The sequence below is a fragment of the Methanoregula formicica SMSP genome (assembly GCF_000327485.1).
Taxonomy (GTDB): domain Archaea; phylum Halobacteriota; class Methanomicrobia; order Methanomicrobiales; family Methanospirillaceae; genus Methanoregula; species Methanoregula formicica.
Map to the genome: position 1 here is coordinate 1,446,683 of NC_019943.1, position 21,748 is coordinate 1,468,430.

The following is a 21,748-nucleotide window of genomic DNA, read 5'->3' on the forward strand; positions in this document are numbered from 1 at the left end:
CATGCTTTTAATGCCCGGCCCCGAACAATAACTAACCGTCCATGTCCCTCATCAAAAATGAGCAGTTCCCGTTCATCCTCATGGTCATCCTGACCGTTGCCGCTATCATCCTTTTCTGGCCGGTCATGGACATGGTACTGCTCGGGGCATCGCTGGCCATTGTCCTCATGCCGGTCTTCCAAAGGCTCTTACACCACATCCGCCCGGTACTCTCGGCGGCCCTCATAACAATCGCGACATTCTGTGGGTTTGCTGCGGTGATCGGGTTCACCCTGTATGTCTTCTCGTCCTATGCCGGAACCCTGACCGGCATGTTCTTCGCGATAGCTGACTGGATCAATAACCCGGCAACCAGTTTTGCGGCCTTTGGCATCCCGCTCAACAAGGCTGGGATCATCAGCCTGCTGAACACTGGCAGGATCATGTTCACGGGCTACGAGGAAACGTTGATCGCAAACCTGAGTTACATCCTGTTCAAGGCGTTCATCTTCTTCTTCACGCTCTTTGTCCTCCTCCTCCATGGCGAGGAACTGAAACGGCGGATCATGGAGCATATGCCTGATTCCCTGAATTCGTACGTGACCCGGCTCTCCGACGTGACGGTCGATACCCTGTACGCAATCTATGTTGTCCAGGTTGCCATCGCGGTGCTCACCTTTTTCATCGCACTTCCGGTCTTCTGGCTGCTCGGGTACGGGGATGTCATCTTCTACGCGTTCTTTGCCGCATTCTGCGAGCTCATCCCGATTCTCGGGTCATCGATCGCGTTCCTCCTCATCGGCACGTACGCGCTGGTCATCGGGGATATCCGGGGCGTCCTGATCCTCTTCTTCCTCGGCTACATCGTTGTCTCCTGCATGCCCGAGATTTTGATCCGGCCGGTACTTGTCGGCCGCCGGGTCAGGATCCGCCCGGTCATCATGTTCATCGGGATCGTGGGGGGGCTCCTGACCATGGGTCTGGCCGGTTTCGTTCTTGGCCCGGTCATTGTCGTCCTCCTCATTACGAGCTACCGGATGTACGTGCAGGACAAGAAAGAGCAGGGCGCAAAGGATGTGCCCGGGGAATCGTGAAGAACGGCATCCATGCGATTGAAGGCTTTCCTGAAATACGGGAACCTGGACCAGGATCCCCATAGTTCCCTTAAAAGAGAAAGGATTATCCCTGAACCTGATGAGACGTATTGAAGCATGTCCGGGGACTCTTTTGCCATGCCCGATATCGTCAAATCGATGGGGCTGGTATTCGGTGATATCGGCACAAGCCCGATCTATGCCCTGACCGCGATCTTCCTCTTAATTCCCCCGACCCCGGAGAACGTGATGGGGATCCTCTCCCTGATCATCTGGACACTCACCATCCTTGTCACGGTCGAATACACCTACCTTGCCATGCACCTCGGGAAGAAAGGCGAGGGCGGCACGATCGTGCTGAAGGAGACGCTCCTCCCGCTCCTGAAGTCCGGCAACCAGGTGGCATTTGTGACCCTTCTTGCCATCATCGGGATCTCGCTTTTTATCGGGGACGGCGTCATCACGCCGGCCATCAGCATTCTCTCCGCGGTCGAGGGCATCCTGTTGATCCCGGGCTTTGAGGCAACACCCCAGACCTGGCTGATGATCATTGCCGGTGTCATCGCCATCTGTCTCTTCTCGTTCCAGTCCCGGGGCACCGAGAGGGTTGCCTGGACATTCGGCCCGGTGATGCTTCTCTGGTTCATCGCCCTTGCCGGCTTTGGCCTCATGGCACTCATCTCTTCCCCGTCTGTCCTTCTCGCATTAAATCCGCTCCTGGGAATCAGTTACGTTTTGAACCACGGTCTTGAAGGATTCCTCATTCTCTCCTCGGTCATTCTCTGTGCAACCGGAAGCGAGGCCTTGTTTGCCGATATGGGCCACCTTGGCCGGGAACCGATCATCAGGGCATGGTACTTCGTCTTCATCGCCCTTGCCCTGAACTACCTGGGGCAGGGTGCGTTTGCCATGACCCATCCGGAAGCAAAGAATATCCTCTTCGAGATGGTGTTTGCGAACCTGCAGATCGTGTACATCCCGTTTCTGATCCTCAGTATCGCAGCAACGGTCATCGCATCCCAGGCCATGATCTCCGGAATCTTCTCTATCGTGTACCAGGGCATCACCACCCGCATCATGCCGCTGCTCCGGATCGAATACACCTCACCCCAGCTCAGGTCGCAGATCTATATTGATGTCATGAACTGGATGCTCCTCTTTGCGGTCCTTTTCGTTATCCTCATCTTCCGGAGTTCCAACAACCTGACGCTCGCTTATGGTCTTGCCGTTGCCGGGGACATGGCGATCACCGGTATCCTCATCACGATGATTATGTTCCACCGGGGAGAGATTATCAGGACGCTCCTTGCAGCAGGTATCCTGATGATCAATTTCGCCTTCCTTGTCGCCACCTTCCACAAGATTCCCTATGGCGGGTACATCTCCCTCCTGATTGCCGTCATCCCGTTCTGCGTCATCATGATCTATGTCAACGGCCAGAAGCGGCTCGCGGATGCCCTCTCACCGGTGCCGCTGGATGAGTTCCTGCCAAAATTTACCCAGACTTATAAAACAGTCAACCGGATCTCCGGGTCAGCACTCTTCTTTGCGAGGGACTTCCGCAAGCTCCCCCAGTACATCCCCCGGATCATGTTCACGAACAACATCGTATATGATGACAATATTATCATCTCCATCATTCGTACAGAACAGCCCTTCGGCGTCACCTGGGGATTCACCCGGGAACTGACACCGGGGCTCTCCATCTTCGAGATCTATCTCGGGTACATGGAGATTGCAGATATCGGCCATATCTTAAAAGAGGCGGAGATCGACGAGAAGACGATCTTCTACGGCATGGAAGACATTGTCACCGTCCACGTTGTCTGGCGGATATTTGCGATCCTCAAGAAACTCTCCCCGTCCATGGTCCAGTTCTACAAGCTCCCTTCAGACCGGATCCATGGTGTCGTGACACGCGTGGAGATGTAAAAACGATAGTCCGATTGAGGTACTATGGCATTTTTTTCATCTGCCCTTACATGGTATTAGATGACTGTCGAAGATGACTGTCGATCGATTCCTGCCTGATTTCTCTTTGGCATTCGGCACACAATAATATGGTTTCCCTTCCCAGTGTACGTGGGCGTGGATATCCGAGTCTGGTCAAAGGAGCGGGATTTAGGGTCAGATGAGAAACTTCACGCAAAACCCGTAAAATACAGAAAATTAAACACGCGAGGATCGCCGAGCCAGGTCAAAGGCGATGGATTTAGGGTCCATTCCCGCAGGGGTTCGCCGGTTCGAATCCGGCTCCTCGCATTTTTTTGGAGCGTCACCCGACAGGACATAGGCCTGAAGGTGGTTCAGGTCCAGAACTTTTTCTATGAGGTCTGACATGAGCAGGAGGTTCAAAAAAAAGGTGATAAAGAAAAGTCGAAATATCCGAGAGGGCGAATAAGGTCGTGTCTTGGCCTTTCACCCGGCAAGGATTGCAGTATCAAGACGCTTCGAACGTGATCCCTTGGTCACCAGGATATGGGTTCCGGTGATCAAATTCCCCCTCCCAGATTTCATCAGGAATTCCATCTGGGAATGCCTCGCACCGAGGGGGATCAATAATTGTTGTGAAGTGCTTGCACTTGATACATTGTGGGGCGTCCATTGTCGTCATTTTTTCTTAAACTCCTTGATTTTTTGTTCCATCATGCGACCAATATCTTTGGCGATCGGGCGCGGATTCGGGTTATTGAGATACTCTGACCAGGCTTCAGCAATGAACTCCTTTTTGTTTTTCATTGCATAGACCGATAGTGCCTCCTTTGCTTTATCCTGACCCTGTTTGCATAGTGTTTTGTATCGGTCTATTACTTCATCCATGTCACTAAACCCATAGAGATCGTCGAGGGCATGTCCGAACTCATGATCTACCAGGGATTTGATCGTGTTACACCCCTTGGGATGGAATCCGATATCGATATTCCGCTGCAGCGTTGCTTTAAGCTTCTCCGGGTCGGTCCCCCCGCATTTTTTTGGAATACCCATTGCTCCGCATTGTTTTATAAATGGATTGCTGTCCGATCAATCCTGAACAGATTTCCCGTTTTAGCACAGAATGTGGCTTGAGCGGTTTTTAACCTCATATCACATATTCTTTGGGTTTATCAGAGACAGGTTCGTTCTTATGAGTGTCCGTAATGTCCGTGCGATAGACCAATGCCCCGACAAGGAATATGACAGGAACGCCGATGGGAACGACAAAACCTGCCGGACCATTAAGGAAGATACCGTACTGGAGAATGTCAGAAAGCAGAAAAAGGCACCCGCTGAATATGGTAAGAAGAGCGGAAGTTTTTACCCGCTTTGCCCTGTTTTCCATATGTGCGATGAAAAGCAGCACGGTTGCCATGATAATGATACAGGTTGCTGCAAATGCAATCGCCGCAGAAATCGCACTCTTTCCGGTAAGGATTCCGTTCTGGACATACAGGATGTCTTTGGAAAACACAATAAGGTTGTTTCCGAGATAGGTCTGCTGGTAACGGAAAAGGATCCATTGGATACCGGCACCAAGCCACTCCCCGATGATATAGATATTAACCGGGAGAAGAAAGAGGCTGCACTGGACAATCAATGGGAAACTGAGTCGCGGCTGCTTATCCATGATAATTGTCCTTTCTGACAAGTATAGAAATGATATGTATTACATATTGAGAGATGTGTTCATCGCTTGCTGAAACGGCCTGAATTGAAGGATTACATAGAGAATTGTTGGTGTTTTTACCTGATAAATTGGAAGTTCGTACGGTGCTATTAACAAAATTACCGAAAAAATTCGTACAATATCCACAATATATCATTTGAGTATAACTCATAGGTGAGAACAAATATTCTTAACAACCCAAAAGGGCGAAAAAAAAGATAGGGAGTTATACGTTGGTATCTTGGAGGATCTGGTCTGACCCGTCGCTGAACTTTCCAATAACCATAACCCGGGCTGGTTTTGATGTAGTGGTCGCGTTGACAAAGGATCCAAGGGTGTTCCCGAGGATATTGCTATTTGCATTAATCGTACCCGATGAATTGCCATAGTCTGTTGCACCATCAATGGTAACAATTCCATGGGTGAACGAGTTCGCATCTGCTCCGCCCATGTACTTAACAGTAACGCCACTTGCAGTGCGCTGTACTGTGGTCGAAATAACCTTGGTCTTCTGCACATTCCCGGCCATGCCGAACACAAACGCGGCGATAACTGCCGCAAGGATCACCGTGATGGCGACCATCAGGATAACGCCGATGACCGGTGATACTGCTTCATCATTCTTGGTAAATGCCATACGTTCAAACACCTTTTGAACATGCCTTATGCAAGGCATGACACTGTATAATCTTCTTATTTTTCATGTTTGTATTTATAGATAACCATTTGCAAAGCAATTAGAATACTAAACGGATTTCCAAACTGGCAGTAAATTTTCAGGAATTCATCGATTTTCTGATAACATTCCGGACAGATCGCCAAGTTCAGGAACAGTTCGGAATGCGATACTGCCGTGTTCGCATACAGTCCTGACTCAGGAGGAGTTAGTCGGCCCGAGGGTTATCGGGAAATCAGAAATAAAAAACCTGACCTCTTTTTGGCCATTAATGGGGTATATCCGATACGGGTCCAAAGACCGGAATGTTTCAAACTTAACCCCCTGAATTACGGGGATTTCGAGACTATCATGGGGGAACTGCAGATTCCGGTTGAATATTTCCTGCCCCGGAACCCACATGACGCATCCCGGCAAACATATGCATATCCCCGTTTTCATGGAAGGGCCGCTGCATAATAATGATATAGAAAACTTCCCGGAACGTTCAGGAAATACCCGGTCAGAAATCGTTCCGGGTCGGATCCAGCAGGATATCGTGAGATAGACCAGTAAGTGCAACAGCCCCGAGTGCACCGATTACGCCCTCACCCCCGATGAGCTGGATCCCGAAACTCTCGGCGGTTGCTTCTGTAATGGTTCTTGGGATTACCCGGGTCCGGACCATCCGGCCATATTCGCGGAGACCTTCAGGAACAACCAGTCCCTTCCGCACGGCAAGCCCCCATTCCGCGGACACCGATTCATCCGCAAGGAATTTCTGCGTCTTCTCAACCAGCGCTGCGTACCGTCCGGGCTGCACCGCAACCTCGATAAAACTTGCTGAGTTACCGGCGGTCTTCCGGAACACGGCAGGGTTGAGCATTGCTACATGATGGCTGATCGGGAGGACTCCCTTGATCCTGCTAACATGATTGAGAAGAGCCAGGGCGAGGGCGAATGTTGCACCACCCTCATGACTGTCGGTATCGTCAATACCGATTGTCACTTTCATCAGGGCCTGCGTGCAGACCCGGCCCTCAACAAGGTGCCCGTTATGCTGCGATTCGACATGCACCACCCCTTCCGCCCGGCCCATCATATCAGACAGGGAGTACGCAGGGCCACCGATGCATCGTATGTGCTGAACGATAAGGTCATTTTTGCGTTCAATCCCGCATACGCCGACAGCGGACTTCGGGAAAAGACCGATGGATAGTTCTGATGAACCAAGACTGCCGGATTCGCGGAGGAGGGTGCCATCCCGCTCAACACTGGTGAGCACCCCTCCGGCAAGTGCATGGTGGTGCCCGCAGAACGCAGCACAGGCTCCGCTCATGCAGTCATGATAGATCTCGACACAAGTATCATCAACCGTCGTGAAGATGCGCCGGCAGGTGCTTTGTGGAACTGCACTGATGGCAGCATACCGCGCCGGGCTCCTCCCGCGTTTCTCGCCTCGGAGGAGGACACATCCCTCGCGGAGGAGCCGGGTCACCCAATCCTGCGCTGTGCTCCTCGGGATACCGGCAGCCTTCTGGATATCGGTGACCGTAAAAAAGCCTTTGTCGAGCGTGAACTGGCGCATCAGGCGCAGGTAGTCCCTGCGGTGCTCAAGGACGCTGGACATGACAATCCCGGATAAAGAGAAGGTCGCCGATAATCGCGCTTGCTGTCTCGACCGACCCCGCCCCCCGTCCGATCAGGGTGATCTCCTTTGCCATGTCGGTTTCAAGCGTGAGGGCATTGAGCGTCCCCTGCGTAACAAGCGGGTGGTTCTTTTCCAGTATGCGGGGAGAGACTCGGAGTAAATTCTTACGGGGGATCGCTTCTGCGATAAGACGGATGGTGCATCCCTGTTCATCGGCAAGCTGTAGCGCGTCAGCAGTGAGGAGATCGATCCCGGTCCGGTCGACTGCATCGAGTTTTACCCCGTTCCCCCAGATCGTGTTTGCCAGGATCACGAGCTTGATGGCTGCATCAATTCCCTGGACATCATAGGTCGGATCGGCTTCCGCATATCCCAGTTCGCGAGCCTCAAGAAGGGCCTGTTCGTAGGTGAGCCCCTCGTGAGCCATCCGGGTGAGGATGAAGTTGCAGGTGCCGTTGAGAACTCCATAGATGGCAAGGATCTCATTTCCGGCAAGGCCGTGCTCAAGCACGTGCATGATCGGGATTGCGCCGGCAACCGTTGCCTCGTACCGGAACTCCACACCATTCTTTCTCGCGAGCTCTTTGAGTTCCTTGTAGTACAACGCAACCGGGCCCTTATTTGATGTGACCACGTGCTTCTTCCGGTTCAGTGCAGCCCGGATATATCCTGTTGCAGGTTCTCCCGAGAGCGCGTTGGTCGGGGTCACCTCTATCAGGGCATCATACTCCGCCTTTGCCACAACATCCGCTGCAGTGACTCCCGGGGTTCCGCAGGATCCGGTCTTTTTCTTGGTGGCAAGGACGGAAACAATATCGATACCCGCATTATTGATGAGACCGCTCTTTGAGTCTGCGATCCCGGTGATGGTGAGCCCGAGGTCTTTCTTTGCAATCATCTCGGCCGCGCCGCGGCCGACAGACCCGAGACCAATAAGCGCGACTTTCATGCTATCTCCTCCAGCGGCTCGATCATCAGCAGGTTCTTCTGCTCCGACACCTTCCGGAGGATTGCCAGTGCAGACTCCATATCGTTCTTACTAAGGGCCTTGATGGTGATGCGCGATGACGATCGTTCATTGACTGCGGGCATGCTCATCGAGAGCTCGCTCACTTCCGCATAGCCGGTGGAGTCAATCCGGCCGACCGTGTCCGAGAGATCAGTATGCATCAGGTGGCCGATGATGATGACAGTACGCTTGTACAGAAGGCGTTCCCGGTCAATGCGCTGGATGTGGACGCCCTGTCCTTTCAGGATGGCAGTGAGGTTCTCCAGCCTCCCTTCCGGCAACTCGAGTACTATCTGGACATTCAGGGTTTTTTTGTCCTGATCCGGCTCACGCTGGTGGATGACGGCGATGATATTGCCGCCAACGTCGGAGATCGGCTTTAACGCTGCCACCAGTTGGCCTGGCGAATCCTTCATCTCGAGTTTCATGGAGACCTGCAACTATTCCACCTTCCCAGTAGTAGATCGCCGCAAATGATAAGCCTTTATTTTAATTGCCGCGGATCCTTTCAGAGATTGCGGAGTTTTTTATCCACTTTCTCGAAAAAGTTCCTTTTCACATCGACAAATTGTGCCGGAACCGGGGATCTCTGGATGTGAATCTGGCTGGACGTGCCAAGATCGATCGTCTGCTGGCCGTCAAGGACCAGCTTGGCCGGCTTGGCACTCTCGAGCCGGATCTCAAGCCGCCTTCCCTCGCTGATGAGGTGGGGTCTTGACGAGAGCATATAGGGTGCCAGCGGAACGAGCAGGAATCCCTGGATCCGTGGATCAACGATCGGGCCACCGGCACTCATAGCATACGCGGTAGAGCCGGTGGGTGTGCTGACCAAAAGTCCGTCTGCCCTGAACTGCTCAGCCACAACGCCATCAATAATGATTGAGAACCGCAGCATCTTAGCGGGACGTGTCGTTACAATCAGGGCTTCGTTTAAGGCGGTTCCGAGAGGTACCCCATCCTTTGCAAGCGAGATCCGCATTCGTTCCTCAACGGTAAAGCCATGAACGAGATTACGAAGGAACGGCAGGGCATCGGCCGTTTCGAGATCAGCAAGGAATCCCACCTCGCCCCAGTTGATGCCAAGAACGGGAACCGGGCTGCCGAGCTGCTGGATGGTCCGGAGGATCGTGCCATCCCCTCCGATGACAATGACAATATCCGCATCAGTTTCGGCAAGGCGGGGGCCTGATTCCCCTACTGCAATTGCAGTATCGTGATCGAACTCTGCCGGACAACTTGCTTCTGATAGTGTTGCCCGTATGCTGCGTGCAAATGCAAGTGCCTCGGCATTGTCAATACGGGAAACGATCACGGCTTTCATTGTTTTCACCTCAGGTACTCTATCACTTTATGGTGCAGGACACCGTTCGTCGCAACAATGCACCGCCCCACCGTAACTTCCTCCGGAAATGAGAGGTTCCTGCCATCCATGTCAGACACTTTTCCCCCGGCCTCACTGCACACCAGCATGCCCGCAGCTGCATCGGTCACCCGAAGTGTCCCGCGCAGGTCTATGAACCCATCTATTCTCCCGCACCCTACATAACAGAGCTCAAGCGCTGATGCCCCGAGCAGGCGCCACCGACGGATCTTCTGGCCGAGATGGAACACACGGGTGGGATCAAACTTCCTGCCATAGACGCTCAGGGCACATTCATCGAGATTGGCCACGGTCGAGACCCGTATGTCCTTTCCGTTGCACTGCGCGAACTTTCCTTTCTCAGCGGTAAATGTTTCGCCACTTGAAAGGTTGCGGACATACGCTTTCCGGACAATCCCCTCCGTTGCATAGGCTAGGGAAAGTGCGTAAAACGGGATGCCTGCCACGGCATTGAAGGTCCCGTCAACCGGGTCCAGGAACAGGGTCCCCTCCGGGCCATCGAAGGCTACTTTACCCGCCTCCTCGCTGATAAGCAATGAACAGAGAGGATTCTCTCTGAGGTACTCCATGATGCTGTCTTCAGCAACCTGATCAATCAGTTTTGTTGGTGTCCCGTCAGCCCCCATACGAACAGTCCGGCCTCCCTCATGGGTACAGACAAGGCTGCTGATACTTGATTCAACCAGTCCTGCCATCTGGTTGCATGCAGAGAAAAAATCACTGTTCATATAAGGACGATTCCCAATACTCCTGAATCCTGCGCTGTATTTATGTAATGCAACAGAGATAAAATAATAACGCGTTTACTAATAAACCGGAAATCAGGAGTGAACAATGAAGGAACAGACAGAAATCGGAAAGATTAAGGAAGGCAGATATATCGTTATCGATGAGGAGCCCTGCAAGGTCGTCGGGATCGCAACATCAAAGCCCGGAAAACACGGTGCAGCAAAGGCACGTATCGATGCCGTGGGAATCTTTGACAGTGTCAAGCGTTCGATTGTATCACCGGTATCAGCAAAAACCTATGTGCCTGTTGTCGAAAGGAAGAGCGGGCAGGTCCTCTCCATCGCAGGGAACATGGCCCAGCTCATGGACATGAAAGATTTCTCCAACTTCGAGATCACGATTCCGGAAGACAAGATGGGAACCATCGAAGTGGGAAAAGAGTACATGTATATCGAATCAATGGGCAAGAAAAAGTTTGATTAACTCTTTTTAAAGACGGTCTCAAAAATTAAATTCATCCCATTATTGTTGAATATTACGCTATCAGATACTGGTTATTTATGTTGAAGTTTTCCTGATGATGAATTAATATTGGCCGATATATCGGCTCGGCACTTTAATCTTCATGGAATAGGAGTTCAATCCTTTCGCGGTGAATATGAAATAATAGTTACGCTGCCCCTCATAGAATTTCTCTGTCCACGGGCGGGGATCAACCGGTGTTACATCGGGAGTGACTTGTGACGCATATTTGCTGGTGCGAGTTGGATATTCACCACCTTCGGGTTCATTTCCCAGCCATAAATCGAGGTCAATTCCCCCCGGCGGGGTGATTGTCCTGACAATACGATTGGGATCATCGCCATCCATGACTTGGATCATAAATTCGGGTTTTACCGTCGAGTATGAGCCTTCGATCCCGCTGTGTGCGATTCCGGAACCAGCCGTTGGAGTAATTTCAAATTTACTCTGGGTAAGCTTCGTTGCCGGCTCGACGGTATACTCCAGTTCCCAGTATGGGAACGGTATATACATGGTTTTTGTGGTTCCGCTGGCGCCCTGCGAAGAACCCAGCGTAGCAAAGGTTGTCATATTCGTATCAAGTGACGATACATTGATCCGTGTTGCCTTCAATTCTGATTCATCTGTAGTGAGACCATATGTTGAGGGATCAACAAATACAACCGTCTGTACAGCTCCCGGGTTCCAAGTTGGCAATGATGTGGGTACAGATGTTGGCGGAGTAGTAACAGAACTTACTATGATGGGTGTCATCAGAGAGGGCATATGTTCGGGCATGGTGGTGATTTCAAGGGTGGTGACAGGTAAAGGAATGCCTGTTTCAAGGGGTTGACCGGTAACAACGGGCTTGATTACCAGTGCTATGACCAACACAAGTGCCAGCGCGGCAACAAGATACAAGACGTCCTTTTTATCCACAGATACCCGCCAGAGTGAATTTGCTTTTACCGGTTTTATTTCCTGTTAATCATTACATAATTTATGGTACGCTCCATTCTGGAAAAAAAATTGTCTGCTTTTTTACAATACTGATTTCATGAACAGAAGAAAACGTTTCATGCTGTGTTGATATTGTTGTCTTATGATCACTAATGACGAAAAATCCGATTATCGGGAAAGGGCATATGAAGACTAAGGATTTGCACCCGATTGCTTCAAAAAAAATCACAAATTAAGAAAAAGGTGATCCGCGCAACGGCAAAACTATTTATACTATTGAAACGTTTTATCAAACATGGACTCTGGAATATCCCAGTGTCCGAATGAAACGAAGGTGAAACATGAGATCCTTTGAACAAAATGACGAGGGATTCACCGGCCTTGAAGCAGCGATTGTGCTGATCGCATTCGTTGTTGTCGCGGCGGTATTCTCTTATGTAGTACTTGGCGCCGGGTTCTTCACAACCCAGAAGGCGCAGGAGACCGTGCACACGGGTGTTGCCCAGGCCACATCCGCTGTTGAACTGTCGGGACCGGTTATGGTTCAGGCAAATACTGATAGCAATTCGGTCAAGAACATCACGTTCTATCTCCAGCTTGCTGCAGGTGGAAATGCAGTTGATATTACCAAGATTGGATATACGGTTAGCACACCTGCAATGATGAAAACTGTACAGGGAACAGACTCAAACGTAGTAAATATTACGTGGTTGAAGATAATCCAGACTGGTAACCTTCTTGAACCCCGGGAAATGGTCCTTATCGACTTAGGCACTGAAGGAATGGGATTTGATAGCACCTCAATGAAAGTGAATGACAAGGTAACTGTCGAGGTCAAACCTCCGATCGGTTCTTCACTCCCAATCACCAGGACCCTGCCGGCAGCATTGAATACTCCGAACTGGTATGAGGTTTATTGAGGATGGTGAAAACAATGAAAAATCTGTATTCTGAAGATGCATTCACCGGCCTTGAAGCCGCAATCGTTCTGATTGCATTCGTTGTGGTGGCCGCGGTGTTCTCGTACGTCGTACTGGGTGCCGGATTCTTTACCACTCAGACTGCACAGGCCACCGTCCACACCGGTGTTGCCCAAGCCAGCTCAAGTCTTGAGATTGTTGGTAATGTTATGGGCATCGCTGTTGACCCAGCATCCAACCGTCTAACATTTATCAATACCAGCGTTGCCCTCACAGCTGGTGGGACAGCAATGGATCTTACTCAAATGGTTATCTCTTATTCCGATTCCAAGGGAGGGCGAATTGCAAGCATTCCCAATGCTACTGCTGGAATCGCAGAATGTGAAGCTGACACCATCTTGAGTGCGAATCACGATGCTGCTGATAATCGGTGGTGCGTCTCCCAGAAGATCAATGATCTTGGCACAAACAATAACCTGCTGGAGCCCAATGAAATTTGGGTACTCAGTATTGGTATGCCTCCGACAGCACAAATAAATCAAAAGATTACTGTCAACATGCAGCCCGCAGTTGGTGCAGTTCTTCCAATAACAAGGACTATTCCTGGTGGACTCAACTACGTTCAGGCAATTTATTAATCTCTCTTTTTTTATGAAATCCTGCGATTTCTGTTGATTTTCTCAATATATTATTACAAGCTGCAGAAAAGCGCCTTCTATCTTTGTTATTATGAACCGAGTACCGCAATTATCGCTGTTTTCCCTGTAAGAATCTTTATTAATTACCAATCTAATATAACGATTGGATAGTTTATGGCGGTTAACCAGTCTCAGGTAGACCACATCATCACTGCAGCCTCCGAGGACGATCCGGAAGTCAAGCTCCAGAACCTTGAGAGGGAGGTCGACCTGATCAAGACATCCATCAAGCGTCTCTTAATGGACATCCGCGAGCGGATGAACGAGATGGAGAATCCCTTTACTATTGTTGCCAGTTCAGGAGGAACAGCCAGCGCAGGCGCGACCGCTGAAGGCGGTTCAGATGCTGAAGAAGCTAAAAAATCCGCCCTTGAAGCCCGCGAGGCAGCGCTGGATGCCCGCGAGTCTGAGATGGATGCAACCCAGTCAAAAATAGAGGCAGAGAAATCAAAGGAAGAAGCCGAGAAAAAGAAAAAAGAAGCAGCCGCAAAAACGGATACTAATCATGCAGGCACTGATGAGAAGAAAGCGCTTGATGAGCAGATGCTTGCCCTTTTACGTTCCCAGGTGGGAGTACCCCATAAACCCGTTACTGCCACGTCAGCACAGGCCGCCGCCAATGAGAAACTCCGGCTTCAGAAAGTGTACAAGCTCTTCAAGTGGACACACAACTCGGTCAAGAAATTCGGGCATGACCGGCTTGAGATCATGCTTGAGTCCTACCGGGTCATGGGATATATATCCCGGGAGTCCGCCGATGAGATCCGGGAGATCTCCCGCCTGATGCCGGCTAACCTTGGCGAGGAACATGAAGTCGGGCCGGATGAGTTCGTTTCCGAACTCTATGCCCTCAACCGGATCCTCACCCCCAATGATACATCCCTTGACCGGGATATGATAGAAGTCATGATGGAGCAGCGCCATGATGCTCCCACGGGAAAAAGAATGAAAAGCGAAGACAGGATTGACCTGTCCAGTATACCGGTCCCGGAAAAAAAGTCCTCCTCAAAAGACCGGGAAAAAGACGAAGAGTGGATGAACCTTCCGGACAGGATATAATCAATGTCGGCTGAGACGTTCACAACCGCTATGTTCCTGATAACTGCTGTCATAGCCGCGGGTGTGCTCGTCAATGCGGTTTTCCCGGTTGTGTACAATATGGCCGGAACATTTTCCTCTGCCACTCATGAATCGGATGAGCGACTCAGGACTGATTTCAAGATTGTGACATATACGGCTCAGAAATCCGGGACTAACGCAAATATTTGGCTGAAGAATATTGGCAGCTCAAGAATATCGATGAGTGATTTCACAAACCGGTCTGATGTCTTCTGTGGCGAGGTCGGTAAATTTCAAAGACTGACATGGGTATCATCTAATCCCACTTCAGGTCAATGGACAAATGTGAATTATGATTCAAATAACAATAACTACTGGGATCCCGGTGAAACAATTCAGGTAACTGCATATACTACGATTCCACCGAATAATGCAGTATACTTCCAATTCATCCTTCCCAGCGGCGTCTACCGTACCGTTGAATTCAATCCCGTGGACTGATTCAACATGGCTGTTGCAGAGATTATTGGATCGGCAGTCGGAGTTCTCCTCCTTGTTGTTGTTGCATACTTGCTTGTTGGCGGTACACTTTCAACTGCTGAAACCGTTGTGGCAGCGCAAAAGGATATTACCCTTCTTCAGGAAGCCCGGTTGGGAACAAAGATTGATATTTCTGATATATCAGGACCCGTTGGCGGTTTAATGAACTTCACGGTATCAAACAATGGAACAACGAGCATAAATGATATGCAACATATGGACGTTATCCTCTTCGACCAGACCAATGGATATAGGTATTATTATTATGCCAAAAACGATTCCTATCCCCTTGAAAGCCTGGATCCGAAAGACCTTTTCGAATACGAATGGACAGATACGACATACACCAATGATTACATCCATTATCGGCAGTTGGATCCGGGCGTTACCATGAAAGTAGAGGTAAAGTTACCTACAGATACAAAACCAGTATCGATACAGGTTATTACCAGTAATGGCATCTCTGCGTACAAGAATGTTAATGTTCCATGAGGAGACATATCCATGGCATCCATTTCCGATCTGATGGGAGGCGAGGACCGGCAGATTATCTCCACCGGTAACAGCGAACTCGACAAGAAGATCGCTGATGGTCTTCCCCTTGAATCCCTGACTCTCATCGAGGGGGAGAACGATACCGGGAAGAGCGTCCTTACCCAGCAGATCATCTGGGGTGCCATGAAACAGGGACTCTCGGTTGACCTGTTTACCACGGAAAACACCAGTAAGAGTTTCATCAAGCAGATGGAGTCCATGAGTCTTGACATCTCCGAATATTTTGCCTGGGGCTATCTCAAGGTCTTCCCGCTCCACGTAGTCGGATTTGAGTGGAAAAAGGAGGAGATGGAGGGCATCCTTTCACATCTCGTCACCCATATCCAGCAGAGCAAATCCCAGGTCATCATTGTCGATTCCCTTACCCTGTTCACCGAATATGCAGAGACCGACACCATCCTGACCTTTTTTACCAACTGCAAGTCACTTGTCGATCATGGAAAAACCATCCTTGTCACCCTCCATACCTATGCATTCGAGGAAGACACGCTCGTGCGGATCCGCTCCATCTGCGACGCCCACCTGAACATGAAGAAGGCCCTGGTGGGCGACAAGTATGTCATGGTGATGGAGGTCATCAAGGTCCGTGGCGCACGTAAGACCACCGGAAACCTTGTAAGTTTCGAGGTCCACCCGGGGTATGGGATGAAAGTTATCCCGATGAGTTTTGCGAAGGTCTGATATGGGAACGCTCTCCGTTGCAGTCAACCTCCCGTTCAAACCGGAACCGGTTGACACGACCATCGATTTTTACCGGGACATTGAGTCCAGCGCACTCTACAAGATGCTTCCGGCAAATGCCAAGGAGTACGTGAAGGCAAGTCCCCACCTTCTGGAATATCTGCATACCTTCCCGGTGAACACCTACGGGATCCCGCTCTTCCTCTCGGAGTTGAAAAAGGATCTCCGCTCGATGAAGAGCCCGAACATCATCTACCCGGTCAACGAGACTACATTCGTTCATATTCTTCCCGATCCGGATGATGTCAGGAATTACTATATCCCGATCGAGCCATCGTTCCTGCACAGCGTCAGCCAGATGATGCCGGCCATTGAGACAAAACTCATCGACCTCATCGACGGGCTTGAGGAAGATCCGATCAGCGATAAAGAACGGGCCGAAGTCATCAAGAAGATGCTGGCCAACGTTGCCGTGATTAAACCCAAGAATGTAGATATCACACAACTTGTTGGTTCAGGCCCCGGGCAGCAGGATCTCAAATCAAAGATCACCACCTTCCTTAACACGGACTTCTCCGCAAAGGATAAAATGAGCAAGGTAAAAAAGAAGTTCCAGGTCCCCACGACACCGGACGGGAAAGTTATCCTCACCGATCAGGAATACCGTGCCATCGAGTACCTTCTGGTCCGGGACAAGATCGATATGGGGGTCTTAAAACCCTTCCTTTCCGACTCCTATATTGAAGATATCTCTTGTGATGGTGTAGGCCCGATCTTCATTGAGCACAAGATCTTCAAAGGCTTAAAATCCGTTATTGAGTTCAAGATCTCCAGCGAACTGGACGAGTTCGTTGTAAAGATGGCAGAACGGATCAAGCGCCCGATCACCTATCGTAACCCGGTTGTCGATGCAACCCTGCTGGATGGTTCCCGTATCAACATCGTGTACGGTACTGCCATCTCCCGACACGGGAGCAACTTCACCATCCGTAAAGTGAATGAGATACCACTTTCGATCCTCAACATTGTCGAGAGCGGGGGTATAGACTATATCGCTGCAGCATACCTCTGGATCTGTGTTGAGTACGGGATGTCTCTTTTTGTATCGGGTGAGACTGCCAGCGGGAAGACAACGCTCCTGAATGCTATCACCACTTTCATTCCCCCGGAGAACAAAATTGTCACTATCGAAGATACGCCCGAACTGAACGTGCCCCACCGGAACTGGATCCGCGAAGTGGCACTGGCAAAAGGGAAAGGCGAAGGAGGTGGGGCAAGCGGTGAAGTCTCCATGTTCGACCTGCTGAAGGCAGCTCTCCGTCAGCGTCCCAACCAGATCCTTGTCGGTGAGATCCGTGGTGTCGAAGGGGCAGTTGCATTCGGTGCCATGCAGACAGGCCACCCGGTGATGAGCACGTTCCACGCTGCATCCGTCGAGAAGCTGATCCAGCGTCTCTGCGGGGACCCCATCAATATCCCGAAGACCTATGTCGACAACCTCAACCTTGTCGTCATCCAGAGCGCGGTCAAACGCCCCGACGGTAACCTTGTGCGCCGCATGATCAGTATCAACGAGCTTGTAGGATACAATCCCGAGACACAGGGTTTCACGTTCGTCCAGATGTTCACCTGGGAGCCGGTATCGGATACGTTCGTCTGGTCCGGCAAAGGCAGTTCCTTTTTACTGGAGAACAAAATTGCCACCATGCTCGGTATCCCGGACAGCAGGAAAGCCGAGATCTACCAGGAAGTTGAGAAACGGGCAAAGATCCTGGAACGCCTTCATAAGGCAGGGTACACCAAGTTCTGGGACCTGTTCCACATGATGACGAAGATCAAGAAACAGGGACTCCTGACAATCGGTGTCTGAAATGGCTGAGCCCGATGCCGGCCTGAACCCGGATGACGTCAAGGGCGGGAAGCAGGTCCCGTTTGCCAATGCGATTGAGGGAATCAAGGAGCGGGTATCCCAGATCACTGAAGACAAGAAGATGAGTGCCGACCTGCTCTTCATGAATACGTACATGGCCTCTCTTGCCCTTGCCGACGCATCGCGGCCCGAGATCTTCACCTTTGCGGCTAACCGGAAAGAGTACATCTCGGCAAAATACATTGCAAAAGTGGACATGTTCGTGAAAAAATGGAGTTACAGTTACGCTGAGGCACTCAGTATCCAGGCGGAAAGAATCAAAAATCCCATGCTCCAGAGTATGCTCAACCGGTACGCCAACGCCATCGAATCCGGTGTACCTGATGACGATTTCTTAAAGAACGAATTATCAACCGTGCGGAGCGTTTACCGCAGCCAAGTTGAGGCGGGCCTTGAGATGGTCCAGAAATGGGGAGATGCCTACATTGCCATGCTCCTTTCAGGGACGGTCATCTGTGTCACACTCATGATCTCGATCGCTATCTATAATCCCACGGGCCTCGAGACAACGTTATACACCGGGTATGGCATCATCCTTGCAATTGGCGTTGGGGGAAATTTTCTGATGTATACCTCTGTTCCTGATGATCCCAAGGCCCATGGCCTGACCGTACACCAGTCAAAGGAGCAGCAGACCATCCATGCCATGGAGCGGATCATCATCCCGATTGCCATTGTCGCGGTCATTCTCCTCTCGCTCGTCGGGGCGAGCGCCGCCATGATCTATATCCTCATCGGGATCCTGCTTGCACCGTTAGGCATTATCGGGTATATCGATGACAGCAACATCACCATGCGGGACAATGATTTCTCCACGTTCGTCCGAAGCCTGGGTGCTGTTATGGGAGGGCAGGGAACGACCGCAGTCCATGCCCTCAACACCATTGACAAGAAATCCCTCACAGCTCTTGAACCCCTGGTGAATTCGGTCTATTCCAAGATGAACCTGGGCCTTGACGATAAACAGATCTGGGATAAGTTCATCGGCGAGTCCGGCAGCAACCTCATCTACAAGTATCTCAATATCTACCTCGATACGATAACACTCGGCGGCCCCCCGGACAGTATCGGGTCCATTGTCGGTGCTTCCATGCTGGAGCAAACACTTCTTCGGGAGAAGAAGGATATGCACGCCCGCAGTTTCCTGATCCTGCTGATAGCGATGCATGCCGCCATGGCCGGGATATTTGTCGCTCTCTACCGCATCATGGTCGTCCTTACGGGATCGGTAGGTAGCATGATGGAAAAATTCGCCCAGGAGCAGGCAGCAGCCGGGGGAACTGCCAGTTCCTCACTCAGTTCCTCAATGGGTGGTTTAAGCATGTTCACCAATTTCCCCGAAGCTGAGATGGGCGCATTTGTCGTTATCTCCCTGACCATCATCACGCTGTCCAACATCTTTGCAGCACGGTTTGTTGGGGGCGGGGATCGGTATATGTTTTATTTCTATGGCGCCATATTCTGTACTATAACCGGCCTTGTACTGCTGGTCGGCCCCATATTTGTCGGAATGTTCTTCAGTCCCGAGGGGCTTGCGGCAATGGCTTCTGCAGGAGCAGCTTCAGGGACGACAGGGATCTGACATGAAAGAAAGTGTCCGCAGGATAGTAATGCTTTGCACCATCCTTACCTTCGGGCTTGTCCTCATCTTCTTTGATGTGACCCTTATCCAGCTCCTGTTCATGATGATCGTCCTTGTCATAGTCCTGCCATTCCTGATCGGTGTCGTGACAGTTGATGAGATCCGGACTAAACTTGCCGGAAAGTCCGGGTTCCTGAAACGCTTGGACGAGATGAAGTTTTTTGAAAAATCCGCTCCGGCAAAAGGCCAGAAACCACCGGTCAAAGCAGCTGCTCCAGCGCAACCTGCGAAGGCAGAATCAAAAAAGATCCCGGAAAAGACCGGTGGTTTTGGATCCCGGATAAAATCAGCGTTCTCTTCATTCGGGTCTCTTGGCACCGTACTTAAAGAGAGGAGCAAACGGGGTCGGAAAGTAGAAGATATCAACAAGATGCTCGATAAGACAGTAAGCGAGAAAGTCCCTGCGCCCACCACTACACCCGTCCCTGCAATGCAGCAGGCTGCTCCGGGAAGTGCATCCCTTCCGTCACCCGGGGGTGTGGGAGGCCTGCCTGCGGATGCGGGTGATGACACCCTGCTCTCCCTTTCAAGCGATGAATTCGATGCCGGGCTTCTCGACGGTCTGGACGATGACTCCCCCCCGCAAATGCCCGAGGAGATCATACCGGAAGGGCCCACCAGCGGATCCGCAGCAGACCTCCCGGCACCTGAACTCTCTCTTCCATCAATGGCTGAAGACAGTCCTTCTTCTGATGCTGGCGGAGGTTCACTTGATGAATTCGCCGGACTTGAAGGGAGCGGGGGACTTGATGCTGAATTTGGCGATCTCGACAACCTCAGTCTCGATGATATCGATGTTGATGACGATATGGGGGGAGAAACATTCCCTTCAGCTGCAGCCTCAGAAGAGGCTCCTCCTTCCGGAGCCAGTGCCGGACCTGCCCCTTCTGCAGCACCAGCCGCGGGTGCCGAACCGGTCAAGACCGCCTGGATAGCATCCGATGCCCCGGCAGGTGCAGATATGCTCAGTGAAGACCAGATCGGGGTCCAGTCCGATATGGCTTCGTTTGCCAGTGGTGCCGGTGGAACCGATGAGGATCTTCTCAGTTCCATAGCTTCCGATGTCAAGACGGTCAAGAAAGAGAAGGACCTTAGTCTCCTCAGGGAACTCAAGGACTTCAAAGCACCGGCAAGCCAGATCGAGGACGAACTCAAGGGCATGTTTGACCAGATCAGTACAGCACCTGCAAAGAAAGACAAGGACAAAACTGGACCGGATGGAATAAAATAAACGCCGGAACAGCAGTAAACGTATAAGGCAATTTTATATCAGCACTCAAGTCCATGAGGTCCCCATGAAAGAAGTCCCGGCAAAAGTTGAACATAATAATACCTGGGTTGTCGTCAAGCTCGGCGTTGCTGAAGACCGGATTGTCATCCCGGCACCGGTCAACAAGGAGATCCTCTACAAGACAGTCGTCGATGTTGCGGAGAGGAAGAACATCCTTATCGTTACTGCTAAAACGGACACCGAGATTGTTGCAAAGATCCTCTCTGTTGATAAGGTCCTTGCTATCCTGAAGAAACTGATTTTAGGCTCCTGCAACGCCTACCGGCTGATGGCGTATTTCATGTCACCGGCTATCCGGGGCGGCGTGATGATAAAGGACGCCCAGTGGGAGAAAGGGAGCGTCGTCGTCGTCCACTCCGGGATCTGGTTCGTCGGTGCTGCAAAACAGGTCTGTGTCCCGGTCACCGAAGTTGCTGCAATCGAACTGACCAAGCGGGAAGTCCAGGGTAAACCCACGGATGTCGTCAGGATCGATCACCTTGAATCCGGTGAAGTTGTCTCCAGCCTTGTTCTCTGCCCGCTCTCCACGCTTCAGGTCCTGTATAATTTCTTAAAAGAGACTACAAAGAGCATGGACATGAAAGGCACCGAGCTTGACGGTGTCGATCAGCAGGTGGCCATGCTCATCTACTCCGGGATGGACTCGCATGCAATCGAGAATATGCTCAACATCCCCCACAAACAACTGGATGCCATCTATGACAAGATCTTAAAACTGGGCCTTGCCGAAGTTGTAACAATCCGGCGGGAAGTCCAGCTGACTACAAAAGGCGTCCGATATATCTCCGATGCAACAAAATCCCAGACAAACTGATTTTTTTCTCTTTTCG

22 protein-coding genes and 1 tRNA gene are annotated in these 21,748 nt (G+C 51.1%); 14 read left to right on the forward strand and 9 right to left on the reverse strand.

Going from position 1 to position 21,748, the window contains the following annotated elements; translation table 11 throughout:
- Positions 1-41: 41 nt before the first annotated feature.
- The 3 genes from METFOR_RS07370 to METFOR_RS07380 all read left to right on the forward strand — a co-directional run bounded on the left by METFOR_RS07370 (position 42) and on the right by METFOR_RS07380 (position 3,335).
- A complete protein-coding gene (locus METFOR_RS07370) occupies positions 42-1,073 on the forward strand; it encodes an AI-2E family transporter (RefSeq protein WP_015285489.1) in 1,032 nt (343 codons plus the stop codon).
- 117 nt (positions 1,074-1,190) lie between these two features.
- Positions 1,191-3,005: a KUP/HAK/KT family potassium transporter gene (locus METFOR_RS07375; protein WP_015285490.1), complete on the forward strand. Its 1,815-nt coding sequence runs from the start codon at positions 1,191-1,193 to the stop codon at positions 3,003-3,005.
- 245 nt (positions 3,006-3,250) lie between these two features.
- Positions 3,251-3,335, forward strand: a tRNA-Leu gene (locus tag METFOR_RS07380).
- 348 nt (positions 3,336-3,683) lie between these two features.
- Here METFOR_RS07380 and METFOR_RS07385 read toward each other — a convergent pair.
- From METFOR_RS07385 to METFOR_RS07425, 8 genes are all read right to left on the reverse strand, one after another.
- Positions 3,684-4,058, reverse strand: coding sequence for a hypothetical protein (locus METFOR_RS07385; RefSeq protein WP_015285492.1), 375 nt, complete (start codon positions 4,056-4,058; stop codon positions 3,684-3,686).
- Positions 4,059-4,152: 94 nt separating this feature from the next.
- Positions 4,153-4,677, reverse strand: coding sequence for a hypothetical protein (locus tag METFOR_RS07390; RefSeq protein WP_015285493.1), 525 nt, complete (start codon positions 4,675-4,677; stop codon positions 4,153-4,155).
- 265 nt (positions 4,678-4,942) lie between these two features.
- Complete coding sequence (locus tag METFOR_RS07395) at positions 4,943-5,353, reverse strand: type IV pilin (RefSeq protein WP_048110871.1); 411 nt, start codon at positions 5,351-5,353, stop codon at positions 4,943-4,945.
- 541 nt (positions 5,354-5,894) lie between these two features.
- Entirely contained in the window at positions 5,895-7,001 is a 1,107-nt protein-coding gene (locus METFOR_RS07405) for a helix-turn-helix domain-containing protein (protein WP_015285496.1), read from the reverse strand.
- Positions 6,985-7,971, reverse strand: coding sequence for a homoserine dehydrogenase (locus tag METFOR_RS07410; protein WP_015285497.1), 987 nt, complete (start codon positions 7,969-7,971; stop codon positions 6,985-6,987). Before METFOR_RS07410 ends, METFOR_RS07405 begins: the two co-directional genes overlap by 17 nt.
- The gene (locus tag METFOR_RS07415) at positions 7,968-8,459 is read right to left on the reverse strand and encodes an allosteric regulator of homoserine dehydrogenase (RefSeq protein WP_015285498.1); all 492 of its coding nucleotides are present in this window, start codon (positions 8,457-8,459) and stop codon (positions 7,968-7,970) included. The genes METFOR_RS07410 and METFOR_RS07415 overlap by 4 nt, the downstream gene beginning before the upstream one ends.
- 80 nt (positions 8,460-8,539) lie before the next feature.
- Positions 8,540-9,352, reverse strand: a complete 813-nt coding sequence (locus METFOR_RS07420) for an NAD(+)/NADH kinase (protein ID WP_015285499.1) — start codon at positions 9,350-9,352, stop codon at positions 8,540-8,542.
- Positions 9,353-9,357: 5 nt separating this feature from the next.
- Positions 9,358-10,140, reverse strand: a complete 783-nt coding sequence (locus METFOR_RS07425) for a bifunctional fructose-bisphosphatase/inositol-phosphate phosphatase (protein WP_015285500.1) — start codon at positions 10,138-10,140, stop codon at positions 9,358-9,360.
- Between the two features lie 106 nt (positions 10,141-10,246).
- Between METFOR_RS07425 and METFOR_RS07430 the strand changes: the two genes are divergently transcribed.
- Positions 10,247-10,624, forward strand: a complete 378-nt coding sequence (locus METFOR_RS07430; protein WP_015285501.1) for a translation initiation factor IF-5A — start codon at positions 10,247-10,249, stop codon at positions 10,622-10,624.
- Between the two features lie 102 nt (positions 10,625-10,726).
- Here METFOR_RS07430 and METFOR_RS07435 read toward each other — a convergent pair whose 3' ends face one another.
- On the reverse strand, positions 10,727-11,581 hold the full coding sequence (locus tag METFOR_RS07435) for a hypothetical protein (protein WP_015285502.1): 855 nt from the start codon (positions 11,579-11,581) through the stop codon (positions 10,727-10,729).
- Between the two features lie 362 nt (positions 11,582-11,943).
- Here METFOR_RS07435 and METFOR_RS07440 point away from each other — a divergent pair, with 362 nt between their 5' ends.
- The 10 genes from METFOR_RS07440 (at position 11,944) to METFOR_RS07485 (ending at position 21,732) form a co-directional block, all read left to right on the forward strand.
- Positions 11,944-12,522 (forward strand): archaellin/type IV pilin N-terminal domain-containing protein, encoded by a 579-nt coding sequence (locus METFOR_RS07440; protein ID WP_015285503.1) that lies wholly within the window; start codon positions 11,944-11,946, stop codon positions 12,520-12,522.
- Positions 12,523-12,524: 2 nt separating this feature from the next.
- Positions 12,525-13,160 carry an archaellin/type IV pilin N-terminal domain-containing protein gene (locus tag METFOR_RS07445; RefSeq protein WP_015285504.1) on the forward strand — a complete coding sequence of 212 codons (636 nt, stop codon included), beginning with the start codon at positions 12,525-12,527 and terminating at the stop codon, positions 13,158-13,160.
- Between the two features lie 174 nt (positions 13,161-13,334).
- Complete coding sequence (locus METFOR_RS07450; RefSeq protein ID WP_015285505.1) at positions 13,335-14,279, forward strand: hypothetical protein; 945 nt, start codon at positions 13,335-13,337, stop codon at positions 14,277-14,279.
- Positions 14,280-14,282: 3 nt separating this feature from the next.
- On the forward strand, positions 14,283-14,780 hold the full coding sequence (locus METFOR_RS07455) for a hypothetical protein (protein WP_015285506.1): 498 nt from the start codon (positions 14,283-14,285) through the stop codon (positions 14,778-14,780).
- 6 nt (positions 14,781-14,786) lie between these two features.
- Positions 14,787-15,311, forward strand: a complete 525-nt coding sequence (locus tag METFOR_RS07460; RefSeq protein WP_015285507.1) for a hypothetical protein — start codon at positions 14,787-14,789, stop codon at positions 15,309-15,311.
- Positions 15,312-15,323: 12 nt separating this feature from the next.
- Positions 15,324-16,055 carry an ATPase domain-containing protein gene (locus METFOR_RS07465; protein ID WP_015285508.1) on the forward strand — a complete coding sequence of 244 codons (732 nt, stop codon included), beginning with the start codon at positions 15,324-15,326 and terminating at the stop codon, positions 16,053-16,055.
- A gap of 1 nt (position 16,056) precedes the next feature.
- Positions 16,057-17,925, forward strand: coding sequence for a type II/IV secretion system ATPase subunit (locus METFOR_RS07470; RefSeq protein WP_015285509.1), 1,869 nt, complete (start codon positions 16,057-16,059; stop codon positions 17,923-17,925).
- A 1-nt stretch (position 17,926) separates the two neighbouring features.
- Complete coding sequence (gene flaJ / locus METFOR_RS07475) at positions 17,927-19,567, forward strand: archaellar assembly protein FlaJ (RefSeq protein ID WP_015285510.1); 1,641 nt, start codon at positions 17,927-17,929, stop codon at positions 19,565-19,567.
- Position 19,568: 1 nt separating this feature from the next.
- A complete protein-coding gene (locus METFOR_RS07480) occupies positions 19,569-20,858 on the forward strand; it encodes a hypothetical protein (RefSeq protein WP_148277630.1) in 1,290 nt (429 codons plus the stop codon).
- Between the two features lie 64 nt (positions 20,859-20,922).
- On the forward strand, positions 20,923-21,732 hold the full coding sequence (locus METFOR_RS07485; protein WP_015285512.1) for a CheF family chemotaxis protein: 810 nt from the start codon (positions 20,923-20,925) through the stop codon (positions 21,730-21,732).
- The last annotated feature ends 16 nt before the right edge of the window (positions 21,733-21,748 follow it).